Source organism: Sphingomonas flavescens (genome assembly GCF_030866745.1).
GTDB classification, from domain to species: Bacteria; Pseudomonadota; Alphaproteobacteria; order Sphingomonadales; family Sphingomonadaceae; genus Sphingomicrobium; species Sphingomicrobium flavescens.
This window is the reverse complement of the sequence record NZ_CP133016.1, coordinates 481,346-501,723: the sequence shown is the minus strand read 5'-3', so window position 1 is coordinate 501,723 and position 20,378 is coordinate 481,346. Positions and strand designations below refer to the sequence as shown.

Sequence of the window (20,378 nt, the reverse complement as noted above, 5' to 3'; positions counted from 1 at the left end):
GCCACGCGGGTGCGCTGCGGCGTCGGACCCTATATAGGGAGGGGCGTTCATGTGGCAATCGGCAGGAAACCGGGCAAATTGAAGCAGCGCGTCTATCTCGATCACGCAGCAACCACGCCGATCGTCCCGGAGGCGCGCGAGGCGATGGTCCGGGCGATGGAAGCCTGGGCAAATCCTAGTTCACCCCATGCTGAAGGGAGGGCAGCGCGCGCGATCCTCGAGCAGTCCCGCAAGACAATCGCCCAAGTGCTCGGGTGGCGTCATGCCGTCATCTTCACCAGCGGCGCCAGCGAGTCCGTCGAGATTGCTGCCCACCGGGCGAAGATTGCGGGCCGAGCCCATGGTGCGACGGAGCATCCGATCGTGGGCCATGCGATGGGTCCGACCTCGCACGTCATCCCGGTGACGCCGGACGGTTTGATCGACGAAGCTGCGCTGGATCGCATTCTCGATGATGGGCCCGCGCTGATCGCGATTCAGCAGGTCAACAACGAGACCGGCGTCATCCAGCCGCTGGATCGTCTGACGCCAAAGATCCGCGAGGCTGGATCGCTGCTGCTATCCGATTGTGCGCAGAGTGCGAACAAGCTGGCGCTGCCCGATGCGGACTTCATCGCGGCGTGCGGGCACAAGCTTGGCGGACCGCCGGGCGTTGGCGTGCTGCTGGTGCGCGATCTCGCGACGCTGGCAGCGGTCGGTGGGCAGGAGCAAGGTTACCGTCGCGGTACGCAGGACGCACCCTCCGCGTCTTCATTTGCCGCGGCCGTCGCTGCACGGCCGTATGACATGGATCGGCTGAACCGATTGCGCGCGCGACTGGAAGACGGTGTCAGAGCGCAGGGCGGACAGGTCATAGCCGAGAACAGCCCACGCATTCCGACGATTGGCGCTATCTCGATGCCGGGCGCGTCCAACGCCGCCTTGCTCGTGCAATTCGACCTTGCCGGAATCGCGGTCTCGGCGGGAAGCGCCTGTTCTTCGGGCAAGATGAAGAAAAGCGCGGTCCTCGAAGCAATGGGCGTTGACCAGGCGATGGCCGACGGGTTCCTGCGCATAAGCTTTGGACCTTCGACGTCAGAAGCCGACGTCGACGCCTTTTTGACCGAGTGGCAGAAGATCGCCGGCCGGGATCAATCCTGCGCGGCATGATTTACCTCGATTACCAGGCAACGACGCCGGTCGCGCCGGAAGTGGGGCGCGCAATGCAGCCCTGGATTGAGGACAAGTTTGCCAATCCGCATTCTCCATCGCGATGGGGTTACGAAGCCGCAGCTGCGATCGAGGTGGCGCGCAAACAGGTCGAGGATGCTGTCGGCTTAAGCGGGGGAGGCGTCGCGTTTACCGGAAGCGCGACGGAGGCGCTGAACTGGGCGCTGAAAGGGACAATCGAGAATTCGCGCGGCGGTCGCGATCGGGTGATTACCGTCGCCACCGAGCATGCAGCCGTTCTGGACACGTGCGAATGGTTGAACGGGCGCGGCGCCGAGGTGACCGTATTGCCAGTTAACCGCGATGGACGGATCGATCTCGACCAGCTGGCCGAGCTACTCGACGATCGCGTCGCGTTGGTCGCGGTAATGCTGGTCAACAATGAGATCGGTGTCACTCAACCGATCTCAGCGATTGCGCGACTGGCTCATCATCATGGCGCTTTGATGCTCTGCGATGCGGTTCAGGGGTTCGGTCGCATCGATATTTGCGAGGGCCCCGATCTGGTCGCGATCTCCGCCCACAAAATCCATGGTCCCAAGGGGATCGGCGCATTGTGGATGCGGACCGGCTCCGAGCCTGCGCCGCTACTCCATGGCGGCGGGCAGGAGCGGGGACTACGGTCGGGGACCTTGTCGCCGGCACTGTGCACCGGTTTTGGCGCCGCGGCAAAACTCGCGCAGTTGCGTCGGACGACCGATCATGATCACGTAGAGACGCTGTGGCGCACAGCACTGGACGCCCTTGGCCCGGACTGGATCGTTAACGGTTCGGTGCACGACCGCTATCACGGAAACCTCAACATCCGACGGAAGGGCCTGGATGCCGCGCGGATCCTCGCGGATTTGCGCCACCTCGCTTTCTCACTTGGGTCGGCATGTGCGAGCGGATCTGGTCGGCCAAGCCACGTCCTGAAAGCCATCGGTCTCGGTCAGTCCGAGGCGCGCGCTTCGATCCGCCTTGGCTTCGGCCGCTACACTGGGGAAGCGGAGTTGGCGGAGGCGTGCAAGAGACTTACTCAAGCGGCGTTAGCGCAGGAAGAGCTTCACGCATGACCCGGGTGCGGTTTCTCCGACCTGACGGTTCCTTGGACAAGGAAGTGGGAGCGGACGTAGGGCAGCGGCTGCTCGATGTCGCATGGGCCGCGCGCGAGCCGCTTGAGGGGGCGTGTGAGGGCGTGATGGCCTGCTCGACGTGTCACGTTATTGTCGACCCGGCAGATTTCGAGCGGTTACCGCCCGCCAGCGAGGAAGAGGAGGACCTACTCGACCTCGCCGCGCACGCCACCAGGACATCGCGCCTTGCCTGCCAAATCCTGCTGACCGATCAGCTCGAAAGCCTGACGGTCAAGATACCGCCAGAATCGCGGAATTGGATGGGCCGCTAGTCGCCGCCGGGCAGGGCGCTCTCGTCGAGGTCGTTGCGATTGGGTTTGTTCGGTGCGGGCGGCGGCGCTGGCCTGATCATCTCAAGGGCCGCTAAGGTCAGATACCCCCTGTGGTCGAGGTCGAGCGCGAGGAAGCGCTGGCTGGCGGCTTGCCTGAATTCCGCAATCGACACGCCACGGTTGAAATTGGAATCGGCCGAGACGACCGGTTCTGGCAGGTCGAGCAGGCCGAAACGTCCGGCGCCCTGCTGCGGATTGTTGCTGGTCGATTGGAGGAACTTCGGTTTGTGCCGCCGATAACCTTCCGGACCGGCGCCTTCCATCATGCCAAAGCTGGATCCGCTAATGACCTCGGGGGCGATCGCCGTTTCGTAATGCGAGACCTCGTCGGGATCGATCTCTCCATCACGGTTCGTGTCCAGCAACGCGTGGAACCGCTCCGCGTCCTGCTGCATCTCGGCCAGGGTCAAGCGCCCGTCATGGTTGGTATCGGCCTGCTGGAACCACGCGGCGAGCATATCATCGCCGCGGGTCTTCTGGCGGAATGGCTCGCCCATCGGACTGATGAACGTGCGAGTCCAGCGTCGGGCTGGCGCAGGTTGCGCCACTGGCGCGGCGGCTTGGGCGGCGAGACCAAGGAAGATGATCGGAAGCGGCATGCTGGGACTTTCGGCTATCTGCGTTGGTATGCCTGCTCGCAGGCGCTGCGTGAAGTCAGGGTTTCGTTAGCTTCTGTCGATCGGCGGGCAGGCCATTACCTACGCGCTGATCCGGATCATTGTCGCGGTAGCGTGACCGTTTCTTCGCTGCAGCCCAATTGGCGGCGCGCATCGCCTGGAGATCGGCGAGCTCGAGCCGCCCCTTGTGGCTCTTGTCCAACAGGCGGAAGCGTTCGACTGCCGCCTCACGAAACTCCGCGCGTGAAACCCCCCGATTGAAATCGGTGTCGGCGGCGGCGACGGGTTCCGGCAGATTGAGGAGCGAATAGCGCGCCGCTCCCTGCAAGCTACCGCCGAGACCAAGCTGCCGAGCCTCGTCTCTTCCGCGTTGATCGCGACCTTTTCGCGAAAGTGGCTGTCCGTCGAGGCCGGTCTGATGCGCGTCCGGTGCTGCGGCATCGCCTTGAGCTCGTTTGGTGCGCGACATGACCTGCACGTCGGGCGCGACATTATATTCGTAACTGGCGATCTCATCGGGATCGAGTTCGCCATCGTTGTTCTCGTCGAGGGTCGCAAAGAAGCGATCGGCATCGGCCTGCATTTCGTCGACGGTGAGAACCCCGTCATGATTGCGGTCGGCCTGTTGAAACCATCGGGCGAGGGTGTCGTCAGCCGTGCTCCTGGCACGGAAGGGTTCACCCATGGGGCTGATGAAGGGCGCCCAAGCGTGACCGACAACGGTGATGGGCGCATCGGCCGCGGCGAGCAGTAGCGGTACGAGGAATGCGGCCATCGAGCCTCCAGGAAAGCCGTTCATTCAGGCCAGATCAAGTGAACACCGACTGAAGCATGCGGGCAACTTGCGCGGGGCGCCTTCTTCACCCATATGCCCGCGCGGAAGTCGGCGGACGGCATTGTCGCCAACCTGGTCAGGTCCGGAAGGAAGCAGCCACAACGATTTCGTGCCGGGTCGTCGGCTTCCACCTCACTTTGACATCATCCGTTGCCGCGCTTCGCTGCGAGTGCCCGATTCGCTTACTGTGCCTGCAATGGCTCCCAGACCAAAGGGCGGCATGTTCACGTAGATGGCTTCACGAGCGTCCTGCTGAACCACGTAGGTCTCGTGGAAAATTCCTACCGAGCCGTCGTCGCCGATGCGTTTGTTGAATTCTCGCCAGGCAGGCCAGTGCGCCTGATCGGCGTCGCGCGCGTAGCGCTCGAGCGCCTCGAAGCTTCTCCAATATTGGATGATCAGCGCGGTTCGAAGGCCGACAATTGCATTTTCGGCATGAAGAAAACCGCTCTCGGGTTTTGAGCGAAGCTCCGCGAGCATTCGAGGCATAGCCCTCCCAACGCGCAGCCAGCGACCAACCGGGAAAAAACGGTTTATCCGGATGCCGATGATGAAAACGACGATCGTCCCATCCATACGATCGGTTACCCGTCCATTGGTGATTGATCCGCGCATGGCTTACTCCGGCGACAGCTAGATTGTGCCGCCGGCACCGCCGCGCGCAAATCGAGCACATGTGCCGTGCCTCGACCGGAGTGCGGATGCTTCGACAAGCGGGGCGCCCGACCCTAAATGGGTGGCGATGAGTGATTCCCGCGATCTCCTGGGCGACGAGCCGGAAGACAAGCCGCCGAGCGCGGCCGAGCTTGAAGCTGAGGGGCAGGCCGCGATGTTCGGCGACGAGCCGCCGCAGCGGGCCCCGGCGCCGCCGACACAGGCTGTTCAACCTGTTCCGGTTCCCGCTCCGACTTCAGGCGGCGCTTATCGGGTATTGGCGCGCAAGTATCGGCCGCAGAACTTCAGCGAACTGATCGGCCAAGACGCGATGGTGAAGACGCTGGCCAACGCGATCGCGCGGGGCCGGATCGCGCACGCGTTCCTGCTCACCGGCGTTCGCGGTGTCGGCAAGACGTCGACCGCGCGGCTGATCGCCAAGGCGCTCAACTGCATCGGCCCCGACGGGCAGGGCGGGCCGACGATCAACCCCTGCAACGTCTGCGAGCCGTGCCGTGCGATCGCCGAGGGCCGGCACATCGACGTCATCGAAATGGACGCCGCGTCCCACACCAGTGTGGACGACATCCGCGAGATCATCGACGCCGTTCGCTACGCGTCGGTCAGCGCGCGCTACAAGATTTACATCATCGACGAAGTCCACATGCTGTCGAAGAACGCTTTCAATGCGTTGCTGAAGACACTTGAGGAACCGCCTGAACATGTGAAGTTCCTGTTCGCGACGACGGAAGTGAACAAGGTTCCGGTCACGGTGCTGTCGCGGTGCCAGCGATTCGACCTTCGCCGCATCCCCGCAGAGAAATTGGCTGCACATTTCGCGCAGGTGTCCGAGGCCGAGCAGGTCGAGGTCGAGCCGGAAGCGCTGAACATGATTGCGCGGGCGGCCGAAGGTTCGGCGCGCGATGGGCTGTCAATTCTCGACCAGGCGATAGCACATGGGGCGGGCGCAGTTAGCGCCGATCAAGTTCGCGACATGCTCGGGCTAGCCGACCGCGGCCGCATCCGGCGGCTGCTGAAGCTGGTGCTGACCGGCGATGCGCCTGGCGCACTCGCAGACCTCGACCAGGCACACGACCTGGGCATCGATCCGACCCAGCTTCTTCGCGGATTGATGGAGAGCCTCCACGCCGCGACGCGTGCCAAGGCGGGGGCAGCGGTTGATGCCCTGCAGAGCGCTGAGGAGCGAGAAGGCGCTGCGGAAATGGCGGCCGCGTTGTCGTGGGGCTCGATCCATCGATTGTGGCAGATGCTCCTGAAGGGCCTGCAGGATGTGGAGGTCGCGCCGGATCCTCGCGAGGCTGCGGAAATGGCGCTGCTACGGCTCATCCATGCCGCCGACTTGCCCGATCCGGCGTCAGTGATGGGCAGGCTGAGCGGGGAGGGTGGTTCCATTTCCGCGCCCGCGGCGGCTGCCCCGTCAGCAAGCAGCGCTCCCGTCGCGCGGATTCCGTCCGACTTCGACGGGCTCGTTAAGCTGTTCGAACGAAGCGGCAAGCATCTGCTCGCCCAGCAGTTGCATGACCAGGTTGGCCTTGTCCGTTATGCGCCGCCCGAGTTGCTGCTGCGGCCTATGCGTCCGCTCGGTGGGGACTGGCCGCGCGACCTGGCGCTAGCGCTCAAGCAGGCAACCGGGACGACGTGGCAGGTCTCCCTGTCGGACGAAACTGCGGAACCATCACTGCAGGATCGGGAGAAAATGGCCGAAGAGCGCGTTCGCGCCGATGTCCTTGCCGATCCCAACGTTCGCGCGGTGATGGACGCGTTCCCTGATGCCGAACTCGAATCTTTCTCAGCCAGAGGCGCCTGACATGCCCGAAATGCCCGACTTCGAATCCATCATGCAGATGGCGCAGAATGCGCAGAACGAATTGCAGAAAGCCCAGGATAATCTCGACAAGATCGAGGTCGAAGGTGTTGCCGGCGGCGGCATGGTGAAGGTTCGCGCAACGGCGAAGGGCCGGATCCTTGGCGTCGATCTGGACGAAAGCCTGCTAAAGCCCTCGGAGAAGACGATGGTCGAGGACCTGATCGCCGCGGCCCTCAACGATGCCCGGACGAAGGCTGATGCGGCGGCTGCGGTTGAGATGCAGGCGATGCAGAGCGGACTTTCGCTGCCGCCGGGGTTCAAGCTTCCCTTCTAGCGCTTGCTAGCGGCCGTTTTTGCGCCATGATGCGCCCTCTGGAGGGAGGCGCTGATGGGCATGCTCGGCGCAATGCAGGATTTCCCGCTGCGTATCACGCGGCTGATCGACCACGCCGAGCGCGAGCACGGGACGCGTGAGATCGTCGCGGCGCGCTCCGACGGAACTGTGCATCGAACCAACTGGATCGAAGTCGCGGACCGCGCCCGGCGGCTCGCGCAGGTCCTGGAACGGATGGGCATTAAGCCGGGCGAACGGGTCGCCACACTGGCAATGAACCACGACCGGCACCTTACAGCATGGTTCGGGGTCGTCGGGATGGGCGGCGTGCTTCACACGCTGAACCCGCGTCTGTTTGACGATCAACTCGAATATATCGTCAACCACGGCGAGGATCAGGTGCTGCTGTACGATGCGGCGTTTGAAGAACTCCTTCAGCGGATGAAACCGCGCTGGACCACGATCCGGCACTATGTCCGCTTCGACGATCAGTTCGATGATCTGCTTGAAGCGGAAAATGGCGACTACCGCTGGTATGAAGGCGACGAGCGCGATCCCTGCGGGCTTTGCTATACCAGCGGCACGACCGGTGACCCCAAGGGCGTGCTGTACGAGCATCGGTCGACGGTGCTGCACGCAATGACCGTGGTTGGGCCGGACATCTTCAACACCTCGGCTCGGTCGGTCATGCTGCCCGTCGTGCCGATGTTCCACGCGAACAGCTGGTGCATTCCCTACGCCGCGGCCTTGGCGGGCTTCAAGCTTGTTACCTGCGCTGACAACACGCCCGAGCGCCTATGCCGGCTTTTCCATGAAGAGGGCGTCACGCACACGGCAGGCGTGCCGACCGTTTGGCTGAGCATGATCGACCACGTTGAGAAGACCGGCGCGCCCCTCGACAAGCTGGAGATCGTGATCATCGGCGGCTCATCGGCGCCGCCCGCGACGATCCGCTGGTTCAACGAGCGCGGCATTCGCGTCAACCATCTGTGGGGAATGACGGAAATGTCGCCGGTCGGCACGGTCGGGGCGCCGCCGGGCTGCTGGGACCAGATGAGCGAAGAGGAGCAATTCGCTTATCTGACGAGGCCCGGCCGCTCGATGTTCGGCGTCGAGCTACGCACCGTCGATGACAAGGGCGATGTCTTGCCCCGCGATGGCAGAAGCTCTGGTAGACTGCAGACCCGCGGAGCAGCAGTAGTAAAGCGCTATTTCAAGCAGAGTGCGGACTGCGTGGACGCCGATCAATGGTTCGACACCGGCGACATGGCGACGATCCATCCCGACGGATCGATCCAGATCACCGACCGCGCCAAGGACGTCATCAAGTCGGGCGGCGAATGGATTAGCTCGATCGACATCGAGAATGCGGCGGTCGCCTGCCCGGGCGTCGCTGAGGCGGCGGCGATCGGCATTCCTCATCCGAAGTGGGATGAACGCCCCTTGCTGGTGGTGGTCCGTGATGACGACAGCCATGTCTCGGAAGCAGAAATCCGAGCGTTCCTGTCCGGGCAGATGGCCAAATGGTGGCTGCCCGACGCGATCGAGTTCACCGATGCGCTGCCGCACACGGCGACGGGCAAGTTGTCCAAGAAGGACCTGCGCGACCGATATCGCGACTATCGGTTCGCCGATGCCGAGGCGATGGTCGGGCGCGACTAGAAAAAGGCGTCGCAGTCCACTAACTGCGAACCAAATCCCGAACCTTTGAAGGAATCTGCGACCCCCATGGCCGCCCAATATGCTTTTGTCATGAAGGACATGACCAAGTCCTTCCCCGGCGCCCAGAAGCCGGTGCTGAGCAATATCAACCTGCAATTCTACCAGGGCGCTAAGATCGGCATCGTGGGCCCGAACGGCGCCGGCAAGTCGACACTGATGAAGATCATGGCCGGCATCGACAAGGACTTCCAGGGCGAGGCCTGGCCGGGCGAGAACATCACCGTCGGCTATCTGCCGCAGGAGCCGCAGCTCGACCCGAGCAAGAACGTGCTTGAAAACGTCAAGGACGGCGCCCGCGAAGTCGCGGACATGGTCGACCGCTTCAACGCCATTTCGGCCGAAATGGGCGATCCCAAGGAAGACACCGATTTCGATGCGTTGATGGAGGAAATGGGCGACCTCCAGGGCAAGATCGACGCGGTCGATGGCTGGACGCTCGACAATCAGCTCGAGGTCGCGATGGAGGCACTGCGCTGCCCGCCATCCGACTGGCCGGTCGAGAATTTGTCAGGCGGTGAGAAGCGCCGGATCGCCCTAACCCGGCTGCTGATCCAGAAGCCGTCGATCCTGCTGCTCGACGAGCCGACCAACCACCTCGACGCCGAGAGCGTTCAGTGGCTGGAGCAGCACCTCAAGGAGTATGAGGGTGCGGTGCTGATGATCACCCACGACCGCTATTTCCTCGACAATGTCGTGAGCTGGATCCTGGAGCTCGATCGCGGGAAATACTTCCCGTACGAGGGCAATTACTCGACCTATCTCGAGAAAAAAGCCAAGCGGATGGAGCAGGAAGATCGCGAGGAGTCCGGTCGCCAGAAGGCGATCAAGGACGAGCTCGAGTGGATCCGGCAGGGACCGAAGGGCCGCCAGACCAAGTCGAAGGCGCGTATCGCAAAGTTCGACCAGCTGGTCGCCTCTCAGGAAAAACGCGTCCCCGGCAAGGCGGAGATCCTCATCCAGGTGCCTGAGCGGCTCGGTGGCAAGGTCATCGAGGTCGAGAACATCTCCAAGGCCTATGGCGACAAGCTGCTGTTCGAGAACCTGACCTTCACGCTGCCGCCGGGCGGCATCGTTGGCGTGATCGGGCCGAACGGCGCCGGCAAGTCGACTTTGTTCAAGATCATCACCGGTCAGGAACAGCCGGACACGGGTTCGGTCGACATCGGCCCGACCGTGCACCTCGGCTACGTTGACCAGAGCCGCGACCACCTCGATGCGTCGAAGAACGTCTGGGAAGAGATCTCGGACGGGCTCGACTATATGAAGGTCAATGGCCACGACCAGTCGACACGCGCCTATGTTGGTGCCTTCAACTTCAAGGGACAGGACCAGCAGAAGAACGTTGGCAAACTGTCGGGCGGTGAACGCAACCGCGTGAATATCGCCAAGATGCTGAAGCGCGGCGGCAACGTACTGCTGCTCGACGAGCCGACCAACGACCTCGACGTCGAAACGCTAGGTGCGCTGGAAGAGGCGATCGAGAATTTTGCCGGTTGCGCCGTGGTCATCAGCCACGACCGCTTCTTCCTGGATCGTTTGGCGACGCACATTCTCGCTTTCGAAGGCGACAGCCATGTCGAGTGGTTCGAAGGGAACTTCGCGGCCTACGAGGAAGACAAGGTCCGCCGTCTTGGCGAGGAGGCTACGCGGCCGCATCGGACGACGTACCGCAAGCTAACCCGGTAGAGAGCACAGGTTAGCCTTCGTTCGCCGCTTCGGCGCTGCGGTCGAAGTTTTGCGCCATCTTCGCGAGCATTTCGGAAGTCGCCCGATCGTAGACCGAGCGGGAGAGGCGTCGGCAGCGTTCGGCCTGGTCGCGCATGTCTTCAGGTTGCCCGACACGGTTCGTCTGATCGTCGTTCGGCATAATTTCTGATCGGAAATATGGTCCCCTGCCGAGCTGAAACCAATGCACGACATCGCAGTTCCATAGCTGCGACAAGAGTTTACGCCTGTGTCAGCGGAGCGACACTCCGCAGGATCATCGCAGGCGTTTGACGAGGAGGCGGCCATCGTCGCCGCCTTTCACCTCGAAATTGGGGACGGCTTTGATCAGATCGGATAGTCGAGTGAAACCATAGTTGCGGGCAGCAAAGCTTGAGACCGCCTTTGCGCGCTGCCCAAGCTCGGACAGGGACGTAAACCCCTCCTCATCGCGCTTCGAAGCCTTGTACGCGGCACCCAAGACCTGCAGCAGTTCAGGGTCAACCTGGCGCTGCCCAGCCGATGGTTTCGGCGCTTCGAGTTCCTCCTCCTCGTCCATTGCAAGAGCACCGACGTCGAAGAAGCGCGTGCAGGCTTGCTGGAAAGAGACCGGCGTCTTGGCGGTACCGAAGCCGTAGACTGGGAGACCGTCTTCACGGATTCGTTGGGCGAGGGGCAGGAAGTCGCTGTCGGACGACATGATGCCAAATCCATCGACATTGCCGCGGTAAAGCAAGTCCATCGCATCGATGGTCATACGCATGTCGGTGGCGCTCTTGCCTTTGACCACGTCGAACTGCTGCATCGGGATGATCGAGTGCGAGCCAGTCAGGTTGCCCCAGCCCTTGAGGCTCGCTTTCGCCCAATTTCCGTAGGCGCGACGAATGTTGATCGTGCCCAACTCGCCAAGGACCAACAACAACTCATCGAGGTGATCGGGCGATGCGTTGTCTGCGTCGATCAGCAGGGCGATGTTGGCTTCCTGTTCCGGCAGGCGATCACGCATCCACGACTCCTCTTCACACTTCCTCTAGCGCGGTGACGCGCAATGACCACCGTCCGGCGCGGCGTCCTGTTTCACCTTGGGCCGAGGATGATCGGTGCGGGAACGAAACGCCTGTTAATGCGCTTGTGGTGCGACGAAGTTGAGAGAGGACAGGACGATGAGGAAGCTTGGTCTCGTTGCAGGTCTCGCTGCTGCCAGCATGGCGGTGTCGGGCTGCGCTACCTACCCGAACCAATACGGATACGACCCCTACGGCAATCCGTACAACAACGGCTACAACCAGGGCTATTACAACGACGGCAACCAGAAGGCTGCCAACGTCGCGACCGGCGCCGCGGTTGGCGCTGTTGGCGGCGCGATCGCCGGCAAGATCATCCCGGGCGTCAGCACCGGGACCGGCGCGATCGCCGGCGCGATCCTTGGCGGCGTGCTCGGCGCGACGGTCAACGGCCGGCAATATTATCGCGATACCCGCGGCTATTGCTATTATGTCGACCAATACGGCCAGCCGCACTACGACTACAATACGCGCTGCTAGTTCAGCAACTTAGCAGTCAGTATTGAGACAAAGTTAGACGGGGCGGAAGGTTTCTTCCGCCTCGTCGAGCATGTACAGGCGCCCCTCCGCGATCGAGAAGTGCGCTCCATGCAATTTGAGGTCGCCTGCCTTCTCCCGCTCCGCAATCCACGGGAACGTCCGCAGGTTCGCCAGGCTAACCTTTACCGCCTCCTGTTCCATGTCGAGGAATGCCGCTCGATCGAGGTCGGTATGCCGCGCACGAACCTTGTCGCGCGCCCGCTCCAACATGCTGACCCAGTCCGCGATGAACTGGCCGTGGCCGTGACGACTGTCGTCGAACACGCCGGTCAGCGAGGCGGAGCAGCCGCCGCACATGCCGTGGCCCATCACCAGGATTTCACCAACCTTTAGCTGTGTCACGGCGAATTCCAGTGCTGCCGATACACCGTGATAGCCGGGGCTCGTCTCGTAAGGCGGGGCGAGGGCGGCGATGTTGCGGACCACGAACATCTCACCCGGCCGGGCATCGAAAATCTGCGCCGGCTCAACGCGACTATCCGCGCACGACAGGATCATGACCTTGGGGCTCTGACCCTCGGCCAGCTCGGACCAGCGCTCGCGTTCGTGCTCCCAATCGTTGGCACGGAAGCGGCGATATCCTTCAATCAGCTGCGAAATGTATGGCATGGAATCCGGCTAGCCAGACAGCGCAGGGGTGGCAAGCGGGGCGGGCAGTCGCTATCTGGCCCGCATGAACGCTCCCGCCGCAGTTCCGCCGAAACGGCGCAAGCCAGACTGGATCCGCGTCAAGGCGCCGGTCAGCGAAGGCTATCACGCGACGCGCCGCTTGATGCGCGACCTGAACCTAGCGACGGTCTGCGAAGAAGCGGCGTGCCCGAACATCGGCGAGTGCTGGACCAAGAAGCATGCGACGGTGATGATCCTCGGCGACACCTGCACGCGGGCCTGCGCCTTCTGCAACGTGAAGACGGGCATGCCGCGGGCGGTCGATCCGCTTGAGCCGGAGCATGTGGCGACCGCGGCTGCGGAACTCGGCCTCGAGCATATCGTGATCACGTCGGTCGACCGCGACGATCTTCCGGACGGCGGCGCAAAGCAGTTCGTTCGCGTGATCGAGGCGCTGCGCAAGCGGACGCCGTCGACGACGATTGAAATCCTGACCCCGGACTTCCGCAATAAGAGCGAAGCCGCGGTCGAGGAAATCGTGGCCGCGGGCCCCGATGTCTACAATCACAATTTGGAGACCGTGCCGCGGCTGTACCCGACGATCCGTCCGGGTGCGCGTTACTATGCGTCGCTGCGGCTGCTTGAGAGCGTGAAGCGCAAGGCGCCGCAGATCTTCACCAAGTCGGGCGTCATGGTCGGCCTCGGCGAGCAAAGGCTGGAGGTGCACCAGGTCATGGACGACATGCGCTCGGCAGGCGTCGATTTTCTGACCATGGGTCAGTATCTTCAGCCAACGCCGCGGCATGCCAAGGTCGAGGAGTTCGTGACCCCGCAGGCGTTCGACGCCTATGCCGCGATTGCGCGTGCCAAGGGCTTCCTGCTGGTGGCGGCTAGCCCGCTCACGCGGTCGAGCTATCACGCGGGCGATGATTTCCAGCGCATGCAGGAAAACCGCGCGGCGCAGTTGGAGCGCGCAAACGGCTGATGCCGCGGCATAGCGAAACCAAGCATCTTCCCTACACGCCCGAGCAGCTGTTCGAGCTGGTTGCCGACGTCGCGCGCTACGACGAGTTCTTGCCTTGGGTCGTTGCCGTTCGCGTGCGCTCATCCAGCGAGAAGGAAACGGTCGCCGACCTCGTCGTTGGCTTCAATGCCTTCAAGGAGCGGTTCACGAGTCGGGTGGTGAAGGACCGGCCGTCCCGGATTTGCGTGGACTACGTCGAAGGCCCGCTGAAATATCTCCACAACGAGTGGACGTTTGACCGCGCGGCGGACGGAGGAACCGACGTCTGCTTCTCTGTGGATTTCGCGTTCAAGTCCCGACTGTTCGAGACCCTCGCCGGGGCAATGTTCGACCGCGCCCTTCGGCGGATGACGTCAGCCTTCGAACAGCGCGCTGCCGCGCTTTACGGCAGCAGCAAGTCGAGCGCGCAAAGCGCCGCCTGAAGCCGGACCCCGGACCGGGTCTTCTCGTCGAAGAATTTCTGGTCGGCGACGATCTTCGCGGGGTCGGCGTTGCGTTCGGCCAAGGCGAAGACGACTGTTCCGACCGGCTTTTGCGCGGTCCCGCCACCGGGCCCGGCGATGCCGGTGATGGCCACGGCCACGTCGGCGTCCGACGCCTGCAGCGCCCCGCGCGCCATCGCCCAGGCAGTCGCTACGCTGACCGAACCGAATGTCGCGACGACATCCTCGGAGACACGCAACTCAGAAATCTTCGCAGCATTGGAATAGGTTACGTAGCCCGCCTCAAACATTTCCGAGGAGCCGGGGATTTCGGTCAGAGCGGCCGCGACCAGCCCGCCGGTGCAACTTTCGGCGGTCGCGACGCGCCTGCCTGCAGCGCGGTTAGCTTCAACCACCTCGCGAGCTTTTTCGACCAGTTTCGCCGGCAAAAGCGTGTCGCTCACCACGTCGCTCCCATCCGTACATTGGCCACGGCCTGCGCCGCTATACCTTCTCGGCGTCCGGTAAAACCAAGACCTTCGGTGGTGGTTGCTTTCAGGCTCACCTGATCGGTCCGGAGGCCTAGGATCTCGGCGATCCGCAATCGCATTGCATCGCGATGCGGCCCGACCTTGGGCGCTTCCGCGATGACAGTGCAGTCGACGTGATCGATGATTGCGCCCTGACCCCGCGCCAGTTCCGCGACATGGGACAGGAACATGTGCGACGCCGCACCCTTCCAACGTGCATCGCTAGGCGGAAAGTGCTCGCCGATGTCGCCAAGTGCGACGGCTCCGAGCAGTGCGTCGGTGATGGCATGCAGCACCACATCCGCGTCGCTGTGGCCCTTCAGGCCCCGATCATGCTCGATTGAGATGCCGCCAAGCATGATCGGACCCGTGCCTGCAAAGGCGTGAACGTCGAAGCCCATGCCGGTCCGCGGGATTGAATTGCCTGCCAGCCATTGCTGAGCCCGCGCGAAATCGGCGGGGAGGGTCAGCTTTTCCAGGCGCGGGTCGCCTTCGACGGCGGCAACCTTCATTCCGGCAGCGCGCAAGACAGTCGTTTCGTCGGTCGGGGTACTTCCGGACCAGCTTGCGTAAGCGGACTTCAAAGCGGCCAGGCGAAACGCCTGCGGGGTTTGGACGCGCTGCAACCCAGCGCGGTCGACCGGTTCATCGATGGTTGCTTCACCCCGCGCGAGCGTGTCGCCCACGGGCAGCACGGGCGCGGCGCCGTCGAAGAACTCGAGACTTGCAAGCAAGCGGTCGATGACGTCTGTGGGGCAGAAGGGACGTGCGGCATCGTGCACGAGCACGGCTTCGCCCTCGATCCGATCGAGCCCTGCGCTTACCGAGTCCGCGCGCTCGGCTCCGCCTTGAACGATAGTGGCTTCCAACCCTTGCAGCGCCGAAGCAGCTCTGTCCTGCTGACCTTCGCCAATGGCGACGCACAGGTTACGGACTGCCGGGTGGCGCAGAAGGGCTTCCGCCGCCCAACGCAGGACCGGTTTTCCGCAGAGGTCGCGATATTGCTTGGGCACACCCCCGCCAAGGCGCTCGCCCTTTCCGGCAGCGACGATGAGTGCAGTCGTGGTCACGGCGACGCGTCTAGGAGCGCTTGCCTTGTCCGCCAAGGGGTTCTCCACTATCTGCGGCGCTCCCATGTCTGAGCTGAAGCCCATCAACATCGGTCCGCTGCGGATCGACGCGCCGGTCATTCTGGCGCCGATGACGGGCGTCACCGATCTGCCGTTCCGCCGGATCGTCAAGCGCTACGGCGCCGGGCTGACCGTCAGCGAGATGATCGCCAGCCAGGCGATGGTGCGTGAGACGCGTCAGTCGCTGCAGAAGTCGCTGTGGGATCCGGCCGAGGAGCCCATTTCGCTGCAATTGGCGGGGTGCGAGCCGCATGTGATGGCCGAGGCAGCCAAGCTGAACGAACAGCGCGGTGCGGCGATTATCGACATCAATATGGGCTGCCCGGTGAAGAAGGTCGTAAACGGCGATGCCGGGTCGGCGCTGATGCGCGACCTGCCGCTTGCCGCGCGGTTGATCGACGCCACGGTGAAGGCCGTGAAAGTGCCGGTCACGCTGAAGATGCGAATGGGGTGGGACCATTCCAGCCTCAACGCGCCTGAGCTTGCGCGCATCGCCGAGGATCTGGGTGTGAAGCTGATCACCGTGCACGGACGCACGCGCTGTCAGCTCTACAAGGGCACCGCCGACTGGGCGTTCGTTCGCTCGGTCAAGGAAGCGGTGTCGCTGCCAGTCATCGTGAATGGCGATATCTGCTCGGTCGATGACAGTCGCGAAGCTTTGCGCCAATCGGGTGCCGACGGCGTGATGATCGGCCGCGGCGCTTACGGACGCCCGTGGCTGATCGCTCAGGTGATGAGCGCGCTCGGCGAGGGTGGACAACGGCCCGACCCAACGCTCGACGAGCAGCTGGCGACGATGCTTGAGCAGTATGACGACATGCTGCAGCTCTACGGGACACAGACGGGCGTGAACCTCGCGCGCAAGCATATCGGTTGGTATACCAAGGGGCTGCCCGGATCGGCCGACCTGCGCAACAAGGTCAACCAGCAGGACGATCCGAAGGTCGTCATCGCGATGTTGCAGGAATTCTATTCGCCGTGGTGCGCGCGCGCCGCGGCCTGAACGGAATACTCACCGCAAACCTGTGTTGTTTCTGCAACGCCCATGCTAGGGCGCTGCCCGGATGGACGCGCGTACGGCCGAATCGCCGGTGACTAAGCAGCAGGACAATTGGCTCCAGCGCGAGCGCGCGAGCGGGCGGTTCTACGATCGACTAGCTTGGGCCATTGGCGCTTTTTTGGCCGCAATGGTGGCGCTCAGCATCTGGTTGATACGCCGCGATGCCGCGCCGGGCACGTTGCTTTACGCTCCCTTGATCGCGCTTTTGCTGATCGCCAATCTGCTTCCCGCAATCGCACTGATGGTGCTCTATGCCCGCAAGCTAGCGGTGCGGCGCGCGGAGCGGGGAGGGCTTGGCAGCGGCCGACTGCACGTGCGCCTCGTCGCGCTGTTCTCCGTCATCTCGGTCGTTCCAACCGTTCTCGTAGCGATCTTCGCCTCAGTGCTGTTTCAAAGCGGCCTGGAGTTTTGGTTCTCCAATCGTGCCAGGAACATGCTGGAGAATACCGTCCAGGTTGCCCGGGCGAGTTACGCCAACGAAGTCGATCGGGTATCAGCGGAAACGCTGGCCGCTAGCGGAAATCTTGCGGAGTATCTGCAAGCCTATTCAATCGAGGATCCGCGTTTCCAGGACGCCTTTGCGCGGCTGCAGGTACTCAATCGCGGATTGTCCGAAGCGATCATTTTCACCTACGGGCCCGACAAGCAAATCCGAACACTGGTCTTGGTTAATCCCTACGACCGGCAATTGGAGCGCGCGATCCCGCCGGCGGCGATTACGGAGCTGTCGAAAAAATCAGTTGTTCCGATCAGTTCGGCGGACCGGGTCGGCGCGGTCACCAAGCTCGCCTTCGGGCCGGACACCTATCTTTACGCCGCGCGCGTCTTCGACCCGCAGTTCAAGGAGCAGCTCGACCGCGCAAACGACGTGCTCAGAGACTACCAGGCGCTGCTTGCCCGATCGCGGCTCAACCAGCTCCGCTTCAACGCTGCGCTGCTCCTTGGCGCACTCATCATCGTCGGGCTGTCCATCCTTGCGGCGTTGAGGCTCGCAGACCGGCTCGTGCGCCCCGTTGGCCAGCTCGTGGACGCCGCCGGGAGGGTCGAAGCGGGTGACTTCTCCGTAAGAGTGCCCGTCGCGAAGACCGAGGATGAGGTGCAGACCTTATCCACGGCGTTCAATCGCATGACGGGCCGTCTTGAAGAGCAGACCAACGCGCTTCGCTCGGCGAACACGCAATTGGATACTCGGCGAGCATTTATCGAAGCGGTCCTCTCGAGCGTAACTGCCGGCGTGATCGCGGTCGACGGTTCGCATCGGGTAACGTTGCTCAATCGCACCGCAGAAACGCTGCTTCAGCAGGGCGACGAGGAGATTGAGGGCAGAGGCCTGAGATCGCTTTCTTCAGAACTCGATGAGTTTATGCGCGGCGAGACATCCGACGCCAACGTGACGATCACCGACGACGGTGTGCAGCGAACCCTAGCCGTGAAGCGTATGCGCTATGCGGACGGTTCGGTGCTTACGTTTGACGACATTACCGACCAGCTTTCGGATCAGCGCCGCGCCGCATGGTCGGACATTGCGCGGCGCATCGCGCATGAGATCAAAAACCCCCTGACCCCGATCCAGCTTGCTGCGGAACGCCTGCAACGGCGCTTCGGCAAGGAAGTGTCATCCGATCCCGACACTTTCTCGCGCCTGACGGAGACGATCGTTCGGCAGGTCGGCGATCTGCGTCGGATGGTCGACGAATTTTCCGACTTCGCACGGATGCCGAAGCCCGTCTTCCGCGACGAAAATGTACACGAGATCGCGCGCCAGGCGCTGTTCCTGCACGAAGTCGCGCACTCCTCGATCACCTTCTCACTGGAGCCGGCGCAGGGCGAATTCCGGATGGTCGGCGACCGCCGTCAGCTCAGCCAGGCGCTCACCAACGTCGTGAAGAATAGCGTCGAAGCCATTGAAGGAAGAAGGAATCGCGGCGAGCACAGCATCGCTGGCGATCGCATCGACCTCAAGATCCGTCAGGACGCGGACCATCTGATCATCGACGTGCTGGATACGGGCATCGGTCTTCCGGAAGATCGGGAACGGCTGACCGAGCCTTATATGACCACCCGAGTGAAGGGCACCGGCCTTGGCCTCGCGATCGTCAAGAAGATCGTCGAGGAGCATATGGGCGAAATCTCCTTCCTCGACCGGTCTGGCGGCGGCACGCATGTCCGGATCGCGTTCGACACGGCAAAACTGGCGACACTGGCGGGCGAGGGCGGCCCATCCGGCAAAACCGGCCACGACCTAGATGAGGAAGCAGATGGCGCTTGAAGTACTCGTAGTCGACGATGAGGCCGATATCCGCGAGCTGGTCGGCGGTGTGCTGGAAGACGAAGGCTATTCGGTTCGTACGGCAGCAGACAGCACGCAGACGCTCGATGCGATTGAAGAGCGGCGGCCGTCGATGGTCTTGCTCGATGTCTGGCTGCAAGGGTCGAAGCTCGATGGCCTGCAGCTGCTTCAGGAGATCAAGCGCCGCGATTCGACGCTGCCCGTGCTGATGATCTCCGGCCATGGAAATCTCGACACCGCAGTGGCGGCGGTGAGGGAAGGGGCCATCGATTTCATCGAGAAGCCCTTCGAAGCCGAGCGGCTGATCTATCTCGTCAATCGCGCTACCGAGGCCGAGCGCCTGCGCCGCGAGAACGAGACGCTGAAGCTCCAGCTCGGCCATGAGGATCAGCTGCACGGCAGTTCGGTCGCGATCAACACTGTCCGTGCAACCTTGAAGCGCGTGGCCCCGACGGGGAGCCGCGTGCTGATTTCCGGCCCTCCAGGTGTAGGCAAGGAAATCGCGGCTCGAATGATCCATCAATGGAGCCCGCGGGCCCGCGCGCCTTTCATCGTGCTTTCCGCGGCGATGATGAGTCCCGAGCGGGTGGAGGAAGAACTGTTCGGCAGCGAGGCGGACGGCACGAGCCGGTCCGGCCTGCTCGAGCATGCCCATGGCGGCACGCTGTTCCTCGACGAGATCGCCGACATGCCGCCGACCACGCAGGCCAAGATCCTGCGGGTCCTGACGGATCAGAGCTATACGCGTGTAGGCGGTCAGCGGCCCGTCAAGGTCGATGTCCGAGTTCTTTCGGCAACCTCGCGCAATCTGCAGGACGAGATCGCTGCGGGACGCTTCCGCGAGGACCTTTTCTACCGGTTGAATGTCGTCCCGGTGAAGCTTCCGCCGTTGCGGGAACGGCGCGAGGACATTCCGGAACTGGTCAGTCATTTCCTCGCTCGCCTGGCGGCCGAGCGGAGAATGCCTTCTCCAGCTATTTCCGAAGAGGCCATGGCGGCATTGCAAGCGCACGACTGGCCGGGGAACGTCCGGCAGCTACGCAACATCATCGAGCGGACGTTGATTCTCGCCCCGAGCGAGCGAGTGTCCTGCATTGAGGTCGATCTGCTACCCCCGGAAATCCTCGATAGTCAGGGATCGGCGGGCGGCTCCAACACCACCATGGCCATCATGGGCAGCCCGCTACGTGAAGCGCGGGAATCGTTTGAGCGCGAATATCTGAAAATCCAGATCCGCCGCTTCTCCGGCAACATCTCCCGCACCGCTTCGTTCATCGGCATGGAGCGTTCAGCGCTTCACCGGAAGCTCAAGGCCTTGGGCATCGGGGAAAAGAAGGACGGCGAAGAGTAGGAGATAAG

21 protein-coding genes and 1 other RNA gene are annotated in these 20,378 nt (G+C 63.0%); 14 read left to right on the top strand and 8 right to left on the bottom strand.

The genetic code is table 11. From position 1 onward, the window contains the following. Nucleotides 1–78: 78 nt before the first annotated feature. The 3 genes from QU596_RS02605 to QU596_RS02595 are packed head-to-tail and all read left to right on the top strand — an operon-like array spanning nt 79 to nt 2,596. Nucleotides 79–1,149, top strand: a complete 1,071-nt coding sequence (locus QU596_RS02605; protein WP_308516926.1) for a cysteine desulfurase family protein — start codon at nt 79–81, stop codon at nt 1,147–1,149. Next, nucleotides 1,146–2,264, top strand: a complete 1,119-nt coding sequence (locus QU596_RS02600; RefSeq protein WP_308516924.1) for a cysteine desulfurase family protein — start codon at nt 1,146–1,148, stop codon at nt 2,262–2,264. Before QU596_RS02605 ends, QU596_RS02600 begins: the two co-directional genes overlap by 4 nt. Next, entirely contained in the window at nt 2,261–2,596 is a 336-nt protein-coding gene (locus tag QU596_RS02595; RefSeq protein ID WP_308516922.1) for a 2Fe-2S iron-sulfur cluster-binding protein, read from the top strand. Before QU596_RS02600 ends, QU596_RS02595 begins: the two co-directional genes overlap by 4 nt. On the opposite strand, the gene QU596_RS02590 is transcribed toward QU596_RS02595, so the two are convergent. Together QU596_RS02590 and QU596_RS02585 are read right to left on the bottom strand one after the other, a co-directional pair. Next, on the bottom strand, nt 2,593–3,255 hold the full coding sequence (locus QU596_RS02590; protein ID WP_308516920.1) for an EF-hand domain-containing protein: 663 nt from the start codon (nt 3,253–3,255) through the stop codon (nt 2,593–2,595). The genes QU596_RS02595 and QU596_RS02590 overlap by 4 nt on opposite strands. A gap of 55 nt (nt 3,256–3,310) precedes the next feature. Further along, nucleotides 3,311–4,048 (bottom strand): EF-hand domain-containing protein, encoded by a 738-nt coding sequence (locus tag QU596_RS02585; RefSeq protein ID WP_308516918.1) that lies wholly within the window; start codon nt 4,046–4,048, stop codon nt 3,311–3,313. Nucleotides 4,049–4,148: 100 nt separating this feature from the next. Between QU596_RS02585 and ffs the strand changes: the two genes are divergently transcribed. After that, nucleotides 4,149–4,243, top strand: an RNA gene (gene ffs, locus QU596_RS02580) — signal recognition particle sRNA small type. Here the strand turns inward: ffs and QU596_RS02575 are convergent. Then, entirely contained in the window at nt 4,241–4,723 is a 483-nt protein-coding gene (locus QU596_RS02575; RefSeq protein WP_308516917.1) for a DUF4188 domain-containing protein, read from the bottom strand. The genes ffs and QU596_RS02575 overlap by 3 nt on opposite strands. Before the next feature lie 127 nt (nt 4,724–4,850). Here QU596_RS02575 and QU596_RS02570 point away from each other — a divergent pair, with 127 nt between their 5' ends. The 4 genes from QU596_RS02570 to ettA all read left to right on the top strand — a co-directional run bounded on the left by QU596_RS02570 (nt 4,851) and on the right by ettA (nt 10,332). Next, nucleotides 4,851–6,590, top strand: coding sequence for a DNA polymerase III subunit gamma/tau (locus QU596_RS02570; protein ID WP_308516915.1), 1,740 nt, complete (start codon nt 4,851–4,853; stop codon nt 6,588–6,590). Between the two features lie 10 nt (nt 6,591–6,600). Then, entirely contained in the window at nt 6,601–6,924 is a 324-nt protein-coding gene (locus QU596_RS02565) for a YbaB/EbfC family nucleoid-associated protein (protein ID WP_308517927.1), read from the top strand. Nucleotides 6,925–6,984: 60 nt separating this feature from the next. Further along, nucleotides 6,985–8,586 (top strand): long-chain fatty acid--CoA ligase, encoded by a 1,602-nt coding sequence (locus tag QU596_RS02560; protein ID WP_420030956.1) that lies wholly within the window; start codon nt 6,985–6,987, stop codon nt 8,584–8,586. 66 nt (nt 8,587–8,652) lie between these two features. Then, entirely contained in the window at nt 8,653–10,332 is a 1,680-nt protein-coding gene (gene ettA, locus QU596_RS02555) for an energy-dependent translational throttle protein EttA (RefSeq protein ID WP_308516911.1), read from the top strand. Between the two features lie 10 nt (nt 10,333–10,342). Here ettA and QU596_RS02550 read toward each other — a convergent pair whose 3' ends face one another. Together QU596_RS02550 and QU596_RS02545 are read right to left on the bottom strand one after the other, a co-directional pair. Beyond that, the gene (locus QU596_RS02550; protein WP_308516909.1) at nt 10,343–10,513 is read right to left on the bottom strand and encodes a hypothetical protein; all 171 of its coding nucleotides are present in this window, start codon (nt 10,511–10,513) and stop codon (nt 10,343–10,345) included. A gap of 114 nt (nt 10,514–10,627) precedes the next feature. Continuing rightward, nucleotides 10,628–11,356: an NYN domain-containing protein gene (locus tag QU596_RS02545; RefSeq protein WP_308516907.1), complete on the bottom strand. Its 729-nt coding sequence runs from the start codon at nt 11,354–11,356 to the stop codon at nt 10,628–10,630. 157 nt (nt 11,357–11,513) lie between these two features. Here QU596_RS02545 and QU596_RS02540 point away from each other — a divergent pair, with 157 nt between their 5' ends. Further along, nucleotides 11,514–11,894, top strand: coding sequence for a hypothetical protein (locus QU596_RS02540; RefSeq protein ID WP_308516905.1), 381 nt, complete (start codon nt 11,514–11,516; stop codon nt 11,892–11,894). 33 nt (nt 11,895–11,927) lie between these two features. Here the strand turns inward: QU596_RS02540 and QU596_RS02535 are convergent, their stop codons facing one another. Beyond that, a complete protein-coding gene (locus tag QU596_RS02535; protein ID WP_308516903.1) occupies nt 11,928–12,563 on the bottom strand; it encodes a carbonic anhydrase in 636 nt (211 codons plus the stop codon). A gap of 64 nt (nt 12,564–12,627) precedes the next feature. On the opposite strand from QU596_RS02535, the gene lipA reads away from it, so the two are divergent. Together lipA and QU596_RS02525 are read left to right on the top strand one after the other, a co-directional pair. Then, nucleotides 12,628–13,548: a lipoyl synthase gene (lipA, locus tag QU596_RS02530; protein WP_308516901.1), complete on the top strand. Its 921-nt coding sequence runs from the start codon at nt 12,628–12,630 to the stop codon at nt 13,546–13,548. After that, nucleotides 13,548–14,009 (top strand): type II toxin-antitoxin system RatA family toxin, encoded by a 462-nt coding sequence (locus tag QU596_RS02525; RefSeq protein WP_308516899.1) that lies wholly within the window; start codon nt 13,548–13,550, stop codon nt 14,007–14,009. The genes lipA and QU596_RS02525 overlap by 1 nt, the downstream gene beginning before the upstream one ends. Here QU596_RS02525 and QU596_RS02520 read toward each other — a convergent pair. Beyond that, nucleotides 13,970–14,473: a CinA family protein gene (locus QU596_RS02520; protein ID WP_308516897.1), complete on the bottom strand. Its 504-nt coding sequence runs from the start codon at nt 14,471–14,473 to the stop codon at nt 13,970–13,972. The genes QU596_RS02525 and QU596_RS02520 overlap by 40 nt on opposite strands. Next, entirely contained in the window at nt 14,470–15,609 is a 1,140-nt protein-coding gene (locus tag QU596_RS02515) for a bifunctional 2-C-methyl-D-erythritol 4-phosphate cytidylyltransferase/2-C-methyl-D-erythritol 2,4-cyclodiphosphate synthase (RefSeq protein ID WP_308516896.1), read from the bottom strand. The genes QU596_RS02520 and QU596_RS02515 overlap by 4 nt, the downstream gene beginning before the upstream one ends. Before the next feature lie 64 nt (nt 15,610–15,673). Here QU596_RS02515 and dusB point away from each other — a divergent pair, with 64 nt between their 5' ends. The 3 genes from dusB (at nt 15,674) to ntrX (ending at nt 20,370) form a co-directional block, all read left to right on the top strand. Next, nucleotides 15,674–16,672 (top strand): tRNA dihydrouridine synthase DusB, encoded by a 999-nt coding sequence (dusB, locus tag QU596_RS02510; protein WP_308516895.1) that lies wholly within the window; start codon nt 15,674–15,676, stop codon nt 16,670–16,672. 61 nt (nt 16,673–16,733) lie between these two features. Then, nucleotides 16,734–18,998, top strand: a complete 2,265-nt coding sequence (locus tag QU596_RS02505; protein ID WP_308516894.1) for a sensor histidine kinase NtrY-like — start codon at nt 16,734–16,736, stop codon at nt 18,996–18,998. Beyond that, nucleotides 18,988–20,370: a nitrogen assimilation response regulator NtrX gene (gene ntrX / locus QU596_RS02500; protein ID WP_308516892.1), complete on the top strand. Its 1,383-nt coding sequence runs from the start codon at nt 18,988–18,990 to the stop codon at nt 20,368–20,370. Before QU596_RS02505 ends, ntrX begins: the two co-directional genes overlap by 11 nt. Nucleotides 20,371–20,378 lie beyond the last annotated feature (8 nt).